The organism is Pseudobutyrivibrio sp. MD2005 (genome assembly GCF_000621865.1).
In the GTDB taxonomy this organism is placed as follows: Bacteria; Bacillota; Clostridia; order Lachnospirales; family Lachnospiraceae; genus Pseudobutyrivibrio.
Map to the genome: position 1 here is coordinate 142327 of NZ_KK211359.1, position 11990 is coordinate 154316.

10 protein-coding genes are annotated in these 11990 nt (G+C 36.5%); 8 read left to right on the top strand and 2 right to left on the bottom strand.

What is annotated here, in order from left to right:
• Positions 1-27 precede the first annotated feature (27 nt).
• Positions 28-1977, top strand: a complete 1950-nt coding sequence (locus T498_RS0111960) for a hypothetical protein (protein WP_028236115.1) — start codon at positions 28-30, stop codon at positions 1975-1977.
• 33 nt (positions 1978-2010) lie between these two features.
• A complete protein-coding gene (locus tag T498_RS0111965; protein WP_028236116.1) occupies positions 2011-3216 on the top strand; it encodes an XAC2610-related protein in 1206 nt (401 codons plus the stop codon).
• A 9-nt stretch (positions 3217-3225) separates the two neighbouring features.
• Here the strand turns inward: T498_RS0111965 and aroA are convergent, their stop codons facing one another.
• Together aroA and T498_RS0111975 are read right to left on the bottom strand one after the other, a co-directional pair.
• Positions 3226-4506 (bottom strand): 3-phosphoshikimate 1-carboxyvinyltransferase, encoded by a 1281-nt coding sequence (aroA, locus tag T498_RS0111970; protein ID WP_028236117.1) that lies wholly within the window; start codon positions 4504-4506, stop codon positions 3226-3228.
• A complete protein-coding gene (locus tag T498_RS0111975) occupies positions 4506-5606 on the bottom strand; it encodes a prephenate dehydrogenase (protein WP_028236118.1) in 1101 nt (366 codons plus the stop codon). Before T498_RS0111975 ends, aroA begins: the two co-directional genes overlap by 1 nt.
• 164 nt (positions 5607-5770) lie before the next feature.
• Here T498_RS0111975 and T498_RS0111980 point away from each other — a divergent pair, with 164 nt between their 5' ends.
• The 6 genes from T498_RS0111980 (at position 5771) to T498_RS17090 (ending at position 11814) form a co-directional block, all read left to right on the top strand.
• A complete protein-coding gene (locus T498_RS0111980) occupies positions 5771-7867 on the top strand; it encodes an elongation factor G (protein WP_028236119.1) in 2097 nt (698 codons plus the stop codon).
• Positions 7868-8010: 143 nt separating this feature from the next.
• Positions 8011-8250: a zinc-ribbon domain-containing protein gene (locus tag T498_RS15745; protein ID WP_051524753.1), complete on the top strand. Its 240-nt coding sequence runs from the start codon at positions 8011-8013 to the stop codon at positions 8248-8250.
• 110 nt (positions 8251-8360) lie between these two features.
• Complete coding sequence (locus tag T498_RS0111990) at positions 8361-9323, top strand: hypothetical protein (protein WP_155951068.1); 963 nt, start codon at positions 8361-8363, stop codon at positions 9321-9323.
• Positions 9324-9346: 23 nt separating this feature from the next.
• Positions 9347-10066, top strand: a complete 720-nt coding sequence (locus T498_RS0111995) for a DUF3592 domain-containing protein (RefSeq protein WP_028236121.1) — start codon at positions 9347-9349, stop codon at positions 10064-10066.
• Positions 10067-10078: 12 nt separating this feature from the next.
• A complete protein-coding gene (locus T498_RS0112000) occupies positions 10079-10585 on the top strand; it encodes a hypothetical protein (protein ID WP_028236122.1) in 507 nt (168 codons plus the stop codon).
• Complete coding sequence (locus T498_RS17090; RefSeq protein ID WP_081779760.1) at positions 10582-11814, top strand: hypothetical protein; 1233 nt, start codon at positions 10582-10584, stop codon at positions 11812-11814. Before T498_RS0112000 ends, T498_RS17090 begins: the two co-directional genes overlap by 4 nt.
• Positions 11815-11990 lie beyond the last annotated feature (176 nt).

Genomic DNA, 11990 nt, shown 5'->3' on the forward strand with positions numbered 1-11990 from the left:
CTAGAGTCGTATTTGAAAGGGAGAATAATGAAATTTAAAGATAAGTTGTGGAACTTACCTATAGGCATTGTACTGGGGGGATATGTTGTTTTTTGTTCTATAAATGCAATAGTTCATGTGGCTGGCTTTTACACATATCCAATTTTTGAACAAATGGATATTGCCATGTATCTAATAAAGATTGCGATAGTGTGGCTTTTTAAGGAACTTTTAGTTAGAAAAGATAGAAGATTTTCTTTTGCTGCTAAGCTATTTACTATGATTATAGCTTGCGATGCTATCGAGGTATTCTTGTGCACTTTTTCAAATTATCCAACAATAAAGAATGATGCTGTTTATATTATGTTTGTTTGTAAGTGCATTCTAGAGTTCTGCGGAATTGCATCTTTGATAGAGGATGGCAAACTAAATGTTGAGGTATATGAGGACTTTGTAAAGCTTAAGCAGAATTGGTTTATTGTACATGGACTTGTTATAGGCAGTTTTATTTTGGAGGCATGCATAAAATATACATTCTTTTTATATCTTGTATATTTAATGCTGATAATTAGATTTGTCTTCTTTATTGTGGTGGTTAATTATCTTAGAAAGCATGTTTTTTCATATCAGCTTCCAATAGAATATGAATATAATCCGAAAATACGAATTATAAAAAGAGTGGGATACGGTGTTTTATTTATTGCGTTTATTTGCTTTTTATTCATGAACTACACCTATAAAAATGGTGATATTCAGCTTTTGGATGAAAACGGAAATGTGCTTAGTGAGCAGACATCTGTAGAAGATTTTAGGAATGTTGGATATTACCTGCCAGATAGCAATCAATATAGCGTATACCTGTATAGTGTTAAAAATCTTATGCCTAGTAGATCCGGTTTTTCTAGATTGAAATATGGATTAATAAATCTAAAAACTGGCGTAAGTACAGGCCCAATATATAATGGACCTTTAGAGTTTGATTATTCAGGCATTGCTTATGATTATGACAGGCATTTTGTTGATTTAAATGGTAAAGAAGTCCTCAAAGTTCCATATATCGTAAAGGCGAGGACGTCCACACGTCAGAAAATATTAAACGACTTGATTTCTGAAGGTAATCTAAATGATTCCGAAAGACATAGGCTTTTAATTTGGGAATACAGTCATGAGGATGGACAATTTGTTACCACTAGCAAGAATACCTATTTTGAAAATGGTGTTGCTGTTTACCACAGTTACTACAATGATCGTTATGGAATCATTAGTGAGAATGGCGATTTAATTACAATGCCAAAGTTTCGATACTTCAGTGGTCAAAGAGATTTTGAAGTATCTATGGTGTCAAACTATAACAACACAGAGCTTGATGTTGTAAATTCAAAAGGAGAATCATTATTAAACGAGAGTCCAAATGAAATTAAGTTTTATGATGAGGCAAGGATTTTTATATATGGTTTACGCTCTGGAATAGAACGCTTGGTAAAATATAATGGCGAAAAGTTTGAAGGAAATTTTCATCAGGTAGAAAAGTGTGGGGATATTGCTTGCTTTGCAAAGTACGATGATGATATTGACTACGATAAATATACATTAGAGGCTTTCTATGGAGATGCAGAACTTATATTTTCTTCTGATAAATATAGTAAGTGCTTTGCCAAGGCTGACAGTGATGGAAAACTGAATTACTTTATCTTGACATCACGTGAGGATGATAATTATCGCCAGTATTTGGCAGATTTAAACGGTAATCTGATTGTTTCGGAAGGTTATAAAGATATTTCTAGATCCGATGAATATGATACGTTCTGGGCAGTTAGAGAGGATGATAAGCTTGATATTATTAGGCTTGATGGTTCTGTAATCAATACAGAATATTATTATTGTCAATTGTCTGGCGATCGTAGCCAAGCTCGTATCAAAGAAAGTAAAGAATCTAACCTTTATAACTATATTGATACAAATGGCAATCTCGAACCTGCATGGTACGAAGAACAATGATGATACAATTCTAATGTGGAGAGGACTAGATTAATGAAATTTAAAAGAATTTGTATATTATGTAGTCTAATTTTGCTAAGTTTCAGCTTCGTAGCTTGTGGAACTGAAACCAATGAAGAGTCAGAAATAAAAGAAAAACAAGATAAAGAAGAAAAGACTTCGAAACAAAAATCTGAAGAAAATCAGTCAGATGAAGTGTTAGTAACTTGGAATAATGATATCGATGAATATCCTCACGATGAGGATACTGTAATTAAATTTGAATTACCAGATGGTTCAAAAAAAGAGTTTGATTTAGCATTTCCAATTTCCATAACAGGAATGGAAATGCTGGATATTGATAATGATTCTGAAGATGAATATGTCATTAATGGCTATTTTACAAACACTCTCGGTGAAAACAACATGTACTATGCTTATGAAGTATCTAATAATGATGTTGAGCAGGTGTTCCCTTTTGAGGAGCTTTCTAATTATAGAGGAGACACTATTTTCAATTGCGAGCTTGTTGAAGTTAATGCGCCTACAGGTTTTGAGGAAGAAAATATCGTTAAGGGGATTAGAGTAAATACTGTTAATGTGGTTCCAGATGCTGGACCAGTTGGCTATGAATCTTTTATTGGAACAGCTTATTGCCAGGATAAGAAATGGCATATGACCAATCTAGAGTATAAAACTTATGGAGAATCAATAGAAGAATTCAAAGATGAAAATCTAATTATTCCAAAAGGATGTGAAGTAGAGCACGAAGAATGGATAGATGATGAACATACAGTGTACAGAGTTGCAATTCAGAATACAAATCCAGATGATGGTGAGTATGCTCATTGTATGGACTATATTTATGCTAAGGCTTTAGATGGTGCAGTTACTTGCCTTGTTGTAGACTATCCTTCAAAATCTGATCTTTATGCTGATAGATACACACATGATGTATGCGGATTTGAAGTTGTTTACCAGGATGTTTCATTCGATGGAAACAAAGATATTTTGATTTCATTAGGTAGAGCAGGTAACCAGGGCGCGGCTATCTATTGTGCATATGTATACAATGAAAACAATGGACGATATATATACACTCCATCATTTGAAGATATACCAAATTATGAGCTAAACGAATCTGAAAAATGTATATATGGATATTCTAGGGATAGTGCTGTCCAGCACTCAAAGTTTACTTATGAATATCAGGATGGCGAGTTTGTATTGGTAGATAAAGAAGTGGAAACTATGGAATAAATTATGGAGCTATCGATTTACGATAGCTCCAATTGTTTTAAAGAAATCTGGATATGATATAGAGCAGCATGCCTCGTTATCAAATGTGGTTTCGCCGTCTGCAACAAGGCCTGCAATGGCAAATGACATTGCAATGCGATGATCTAAATACGTATTTACGGTAGTGCCGTGAAGTGGTTTGCCGCCAACGATTATCATACCATCATCTGTAGGGGTGATGTCACATCCCATATTTTTTAGATTCTCAGTGACTGTAGCAATACGGTCACTTTCTTTTACTTTAAGCTCAGCAGCATCTTTTATAGTGGTTGTACCATCAGCACATGCAGCCATGACAGCGATTACTGGAAGCTCATCAATAAGGGTAGGGATGATGTCTCCCGATACTTCGCAGCCGTGAAGATGGCTTGTTGTGACATGAATGTCTGCAACAGGCTCACCACTGATGATGCGCTCATTAAGTAGTTCTATGTTACCACCCATAGCCTGAGCAACTTTGATGATACCAGCTCGAGTAGGATTCGTATTTACGTTTTTGATAAGTAAATCTGCATTATCGCAGATAAGGCCGGCTACAATAAAGTAAGCTGCAGAAGAAATATCACCTGGTACGGCGATTTTTTGTCCAATCAATTTAGGACCACCCACAATAGATGCAGTGAGACCTTTTGATGTAATATCAGCGCCAAAGCCTGAAAGCATAAGCTCGGTGTGATTGCGTGATACAACAGGTTCGGTAACACTAGTGGTTCCATCTGCATATAATCCTGCAAGTAAAACACATGATTTTACTTGAGCGCTTGCCACAGGAGAATTGTAGTGGATAGCACTTAGTTTTGAACCGCCAATTTCAAGTGGAGCGCAGCCGTTGTCTTTTATTGATTTGATATATGCGCCCATCTCAGTTAAAGGGGTGATGATTCGTCCCATAGGACGCTTTTGAATGGATTCATCCCCATTTAATGAACTGACAAAGTCTTGTCCTGCAAGAATACCGGATATCAGACGTGTGGTTGTGCCGCTATTTCCAACATCTAGCATGGCGCTAGGCTGTGAGAGGCCGTTTAATCCTTTTCCGTGAATGATTACATGATCAGCCTCTTGAGTTATATCGATTCCCATAGCGCGAAAGCAGCCTATAGTAGAGCGACAATCAGCTCCATCTAAAAATCCTGTCAGCTCTGTAATGCCTTCAGAAATGGCGCCAAACATTACGCCGCGGTGGCTGATTGATTTATCTCCTGGGATAGTAATTTCACCCTTTATACTTTTTGCTTTAGTAATTGCCATTAATTTGTCCTCTGCCTTACGTAGTAGTTGTTGTGTGTTAATACAGTGCGAGCCTTGTTGAGTGAATCCTGATTGTAAAACTCGATTCTCAGTACACCAGGCTCAAACTCTCGGTTATGAATGATATCTATATTTTTAACACTGATATCTGCGTTTGCTAATAACTGTAATACACCAACAAGTGTACCTGGTTTATCATCAATGTCGCAGTATAATTCGAAGAATCTTGAGTGAGCGCTATCAGGGATTGTGATGGAATCACGATAATCCTTGGCCTTTGTCCAAAGATCTAAAATCTCGTTTTCGTCTGCATCAGCGATAGCAATCTCGAATTGTGTCAGCTCCTTTTTGAAATCAGAAATCAGCTTTAACACTGCATCCTTATTGCTTAAAAAGATGTGCTGCCACATAGTAGGAGAGCCAGAAGCTATACGAGTGATATCCTTGAATCCACCTGCAGCAATAGTCTTACAAATCTTTCTGTCGTCATCGTTATCATTTACAAGATTAACAAGGGCCGCTGCAACTACATGTGGTAAATGAGATACAGTGGCAGTGGCTTCATCATGTTCCTCTGGTGTAAGCTGGATTGGAATAGCACCCAGACTTTTTATATATTCGGCAAATTCACTGTAGGTGTCCTGATTCATTTCAGGGTCTGCAGTGAGAATGTAGTATGCATTTTCTAAAAGAGAGGCAGATGAATGGTCAAGACCTGTGAGCTCAGATCCTGTCATAGGATGTCCACCTATAAATTGATTTGTTATATTTAGCTCTCGGGCAACTGCAGTAATATCACCTTTGACAGAACCTACATCAGTGATAATGCAATCAGGCTTAACAACCTCTTTTAGTTTACGCAAATAATCGCAATTGACTTTAACAGGAGAGCATAGAAAAATAATATCGCACTGACCGAATTGATGAATCTTAAGCAATCCGTTGTTGTCGATAAGACGCTCTTCAAATGCTGTTTCAATAGTAGATTCTCTTGATGCTGTAGCAAGAATCCTGGTGTTTGGATAAGTTTTTAATATCGCTTTTGCGATACTTCCTCCGATTAGACCTAAACCTACAAAGCCAATTGTTTTTGTTTTCATAATTATTGTCCCTCACTTTAGCGATTTAAAGTACGAATATATTTATATAATATCACATTTATTGATTGTAAATAGTCCGAATATTCGTTAAAATATAAATAAGTTTTAAGACAACGTGGCGCAGCGGGGTAAAGGCGTCAAATAATAATTGGGAGGTAAAACACATGAAGGTTTTTACTACGGACAAAATTAGAAATGTTGTGTTACTCGGCCATAGCGGGGCGGGCAAAACCAGTCTCATCGAATCAATGGCTTTTCTAGCTGGTCAAATCAGCAAGCCAGGCACTATCGAGGCTGGTAATACCATTAGTGACTACGACAAGTTGGAGCAGAAAAACAAGTTTTCTATCTACACATCTTTAGCACCAATCGTATGGGGCGACACTAAGATTAATTTCCTAGACACACCAGGTTATTTTGATTTCGTCGGAGAAGTTGAGGAAGCTGTTAGCGCAGCTGACGCAGCTATTATTGTTATTTCAGGTAAAAGCGGAATTGAGGTTGGTACAAAAAAGGCATGGGAGATGTGCGATAAGTTTAATCTTCCAAGAATGGTTTTTGTAACTGACATGGATATAGATGATGCCAGCTATAGAGAAATCGTTGAAGAACTTCAGGAACTTTATGGCAAAAAGATTGCTCCTTTCCATCTTCCAATTAGAGAGAATGGAGAGTTTGTTGGCTATGTAAATGTTATTCAGCAGATAGGTAAGCGTTGGAAGGGCGACGGAGCACCAGAGCATTGCGATGTGCCAGACTATAATAAAGAATACTTAGAGAAATATCGTGAAGCATTGATGGAATCTGTTGCTGAGACTTCAGAGGAATTCATGGACAGATATTTCGGCGGAGAAGAGTTCTCTGAAGATGAGATTCGTCAGGCTCTTCGAGCAAATGTTGGCACAGGCGACATAGTTCCAGTAATGATGGGTTCTAACACACTTAATCGTGGCCAGTACACAATGCTTGTTGATATCGTTAAATATCTTCCAAGTCCAGAAGATAGAAAGATTTCTGGAATTAACGCAAATACGAATGAGGTTTATGAAGCAGACTACGATTTTTCTAAACCAAAGAGTGCATATTGCTTCAAGACTATCGTTGATCCATTCGTTGGAAAGTATTCACTTATCAAGGTTAATTCAGGTGTCCTTAAGACAGATGATTTACTATACAACAAGCATAAGGAGACAGAAGAGAAGATTGGTAAGCTATATGTTTTAACAGGAAGTAAGGCAGAAGAAGTTCCTGAACTTCACGCAGGTGATATAGGTGCTCTTTCTAAGCTTCAGAAGGTTGGAACAACTGATTCACTTTCTACAAAGGCTAATCCAATCCTTTATATTAGAACACCACTTTCAGTGCCATATACGTATAAACGATATAAGGCTAAAAACAAGGGAGATGAAGATAAAATTGCACAGGCACTTGCGAAGCTTTGTGCAGAGGACCTTACACTTAAGGTTGTTAATGACGGGGAGAACAGCCAGTCGCTGATTTATGGAATTGGTGATAGACACATTGATATGCTGGTACAGAAGCTTAATGAAAAATATAAAGTAGACATTGAGCTTAGTCAGCCAAAGATTGCATTCAAAGAGACTATTAGAGGTAAGGCTGATGTAGAGTACAAGTATAAGAAACAGACTGGTGGCCATGGTCAGTATGGCCATGTAAAGATGACATTTGAGCCATCTGGCAATATGGAAGAGCACTACAACTTTACTGAATCAGTAGTTGGTGGTGCAGTTCCAAAGAATTACTTCCCAGCTGTTGAGAAGGGCTTGCAGGAAGCTGTACTTGCTGGACCACTTGCTGCTTATCCTGTTGTTGGTATTCACGCTAATCTATATGATGGAAGCTACCATCCAGTAGACTCATCTGAAATGGCATTTAAAGTTGCAGCAAAGGGAGCTTTCAAGGAAGGTATCATGAAGGCTAATCCAATCCTTCTTGAGCCTATCGAAACTCTAAAGGTAGTTGTTCCTGATAGCTATACCGGTGATGTAATGGGTGATCTTAACAAGAGACGTGGTCGTGTTCTTGGTATGAATCCAACAGAAACAGCAGGTAAGACTGAAATCTTGGCGGAAGTTCCTATGGCTGAGCTTTACGGCTACGATACAACACTTCGTTCTATGACTGGTGGTTATGGTACATTTTCTTACGAGTTAGCTCGTTATGAGCAGGTACCATCTGATGTACAGGCTAAAGAAGTTGAACGTCGAGCTAACAAGATTAAAGATGTTGACGAAGAATAATAATTGAATATCTGAGATTCATTCATTTTTTAGGGCTGCCCTTCCGGCGGCCCCTTTTCTTTTATTAAACCATTTAGTATTGACAAGGATTTTTAAAAGTATTAATATACTACCATAATATCTAATGATAAGGGAGATTTATTATGATTATTTATGGTTGGAAACATATGAATAAGGAATTAGGAATTAATCTTAGTAAGATTTATTGCTGCCCTCATTGCAACAATAGTTCACACTATAAAATTATTAGACATAGATTATATTTTACATTGTTCTTTTTGCCTATACTTCCACTTTCATCAAAGTATTACGAGATTTGTCCAATCTGTGAAAGAGGAGCTAAGATTAAGAAGGCTGAAGCGAAGGCTATATTAGCAAGTTAACTATTAATTTGGAGTTGGGTTTGTGGGGATAATATATGTTTATTCTGTATGCATTTTTTACATTTGCAATGGTCGTGATCGGAGTATTTTTGGCGTATAAGGAGCCTAATATGTTTAAGTTCCTTGCAAAGTATTTCCTGGGAGTAATTGCCCTTTTTGCTATAGAATTTGCAACGTTATATATCATTCCTGATTTTCATGTTGCTGCATTTCTCCTTCAGTTTATAATGCCACTACAGGCATTTGTATTTCAGGCAGCTGCGATAATTCTATCAATCCTAAAAGTAATTAAAATAGGATTATGCACAAAGAATACTGTAATAAAAGTTTTAGCTGTGATTGCGGTCTCTATCGTGCTAGTACTAATAACTAAAATGGATTATTCAAAAAAGACATATAACTACAGGGAGACCGGCAAAGATGATGGTATCACAACATTTTATCTGGTGAAATCGGAATACTATCGAGATAAATTGGTGTTGACATGGGATGGTGAGTGGGAAGATTTAGAATATTGCCAGTTTGATGATAATCTTGATGTGACAGTTGATGGCCACAAAATTATTATCAAAGCAGATAATCCCTATAATATAACATCTTTTACTATGAGAAAATCTGATTGTCTATTTGAATTTAGATATCTGAATGGTAGAAGTTATGCGGAGATTCTCACAGTTTATGATACTGCAGGCGGAGAACATGTGATAGGTAATACAAATAGATTTTATACTCAAGAAGAAAAGGAAGAGCAAAGGGAAATGGCTCTTTCAATTAAAGATAAGAAAGAACGTGAGCAAAAGTTGTTTGACACCTTGCTAGGAACATGGAAATCTGATGATGGAGAAGTTGTGGAGTTCTTCATAGATGAAGAGGGTATTCGACGAGTAACAGTTACTGATGTAATGGTAGAACAAAGGTATGACAGTATTTCTGAATCCGGTAGTTCTGGATATGACTATGATGTATATTTGGATGCAGGCACCTGTGGTATGACATTTCGATTTGAGATTAACATTGATGGAGATGAGCTTACCACTAATTTGACTGATGACACAGTTTTTTATGAACAATAGATTTTTTTTAGGAGTTTAATTTTATGAGAAAGAATTCAACAAGTGCTATAGCTATATTTCTGGGGATATTTTTAACAATTTTCGGTACGGTATTTTTTTTAATTGGAATAATGTTTTATGTTAGAACGAATGACTTTATTTCAAAGGGTGTTGAAGTAGATGCTGAAATTTCATATATTCATTCCTTCGGAGGAAGTAATCGTCATAAACATGATGTCTATGTTGATTTCGAATATGAAGGAGTAGAGTATAAGGATGTTTATTTGAATGTATACACTCAAGGCATGCATGAAGGTGAAGAAATCGAGATTATATGTGATCCCGATGATCCTTATAATATTACAATAAAAAGCGCTAGCTATATGTTTTTGATAATTTTTTCAGGTGTTGGCGGAGTATTTTTAATAATCGGTATATCAATGTTAGCATTTCATTTAATTAGAAAAGGTAAAGTAAAATATCTATTAGAGAATGGAATGAAGATTTCTGGTGTAATAACAGAAATGAGCAGAGACATGAGATTTGAGATTAATGGAGTCCATCCATACCGAATTTATTGTGAGTATAATGATTCATCTAAAAATTTGTTGTATAAGTTTAAAAGCAATCTTTTGTCTTTTAATCCTAATAATTGCTACAAAGTTGGCGACCCTATAGATATATATGTTGATCCGAACAATTGGAAAAAGAACTACGTAGATGCGGTAGATAAATATGCTGACAGAACTATAGATTTTACATAAGCGGGGAATGTTATGGGAAAGATTGATTGGATTAAGAAACATGTTTTTTTATCTACTTTAATTTTTATTGCAGTATATGTTCTGTTACATTTTCTGTTAAGTTTCTTTCATCTGAGATTTAGATTTTTTGTACTACAAGGTGCTGTGCTTATTTCTATTGTTGGGATAGTGGGAGGCATTATTCTATCAATTCATAATCTCTCTATAGGGGAAAACGGCAAAACAGCATTATACCTTGCTGTCGGTGCAGTTACGTTTACTCTTTGCATTGTTCTTTATCTTCCAGGACTTGTGTTTTTCTTAGGACAGAGTGAGGCTACAAAATATGTAGACGGTGTTAAATACTCTGCCCATACAGATGAGTTTTTGGATAGATATATATACTATTATGAATACAAGAATTTTTTGATGTCAGGTAATGAGCTTATTATTTATGATGCCGACGGTGGCTGCACTGGAGAAGCAGAACGCTTTATTATCAACGAAAAAGAAAAGGATAGATTGGAGGGAGAGCTATGAATTGGTTTCGTATTTTGTTAACTTTTATGTCTGGATTTATGCTATTAGGTTGCGGGACGGAAGATGTAAATTTAAACAGGGAAGAACCTCCGAAGATTTACAATAATGGGTTAGAGTCACATACTGAACTTCAGGCTTATGAGGATTTTTTAAATGAAAAATATCCTGATGGCGGTTATGCTATGACTCTTGTTAAACTCGATCAAGGTGCCAATTATGAGCTTGTGATAATGGAAGATTTTTCTTCTACAGATAATATTTATGTGTACACATATTACGGCCAAAAGGTAGTAGCCCTTTTTGATGATGAAAACGTTCTATGTAAGACCGATGAGCTTTTCTATTACGAAGATATGAGCAACCTCTTCTTTACGTCAACAAGTTATGCTGACGGTGAAGATAGTGTTTTATGCGAAAATGTATATTCCATGGAAGATGGTAAGGCTGTTTTAAATTTTAAAATTGAGGAAGTCATTCGTGGGGATGACATGATATTCCGTATAAATGACGAAGAAGTGACCCTTGAAGAATACGAAGATTATATGGAAGTGTATGATTTTGATTATGCATATGCTGTGAGTTATGATAAGTGTCACGAGATACACTCAAAGAAGGATTTGGAAAATGCTCTAGAAAATCCTTATGAAGCAGAAGATGAGCCTATTCCAGTTCAACAGGAAGAGTTGAAGCCTGTCATTTATCTCTATCCTGAATCTGATGATACTGACGTATCAGTGCAGCTTGACTATGATGGTGTATTTACAGAGCTTGACCCTGAATTCAATATCATAAACGGCTGGAATGTGACAGCAGATAGGGATGGTACTATTTATTTAGGAGATAATTCCTATGATTACCTATTCTGGGAAGGCATACCTAATGCCAGCTATTCAATTAACGAAGGATTTTGCGTTAAGGGTGAAGATACAGAAGCATTTCTTTGGGATGCACTGGCACAGCTTGGACTTAATGAAGCCGAATCAGCTGAATTTATAGATTTTTGGCTGCCAAAGATGGAGGAGAATCCATATAATGTAATTTGCTTCCAGAACGAGCAATATACAAATCATTCTAAATTGAATGTTAATCCTTCTCCTGACACAGAAATTAGAGTGTTTATGACTTGGTATGGCACTGATAAATATGTAGATTTACCAGCACAGAGCTTTAAAGCACCTGAGCGCGAAGGCTTTACTGTTGTTGAATGGGGTGGAAGTGAAATCAGATAGGCCGATTTTGTGTTACCATTCACAGTCTGTTTTGGAATGACGCCCTCAACAAAGGGTGTGGCCTCCAGTATACACATGGCGCATTGCAAGAATATTGCGTTTTTCTAATGGGCCATTTATGCATCTTTATTTACATGTGTCTTTTGCAGGCCTGTACAATTTTGAAAAAGGTTTTT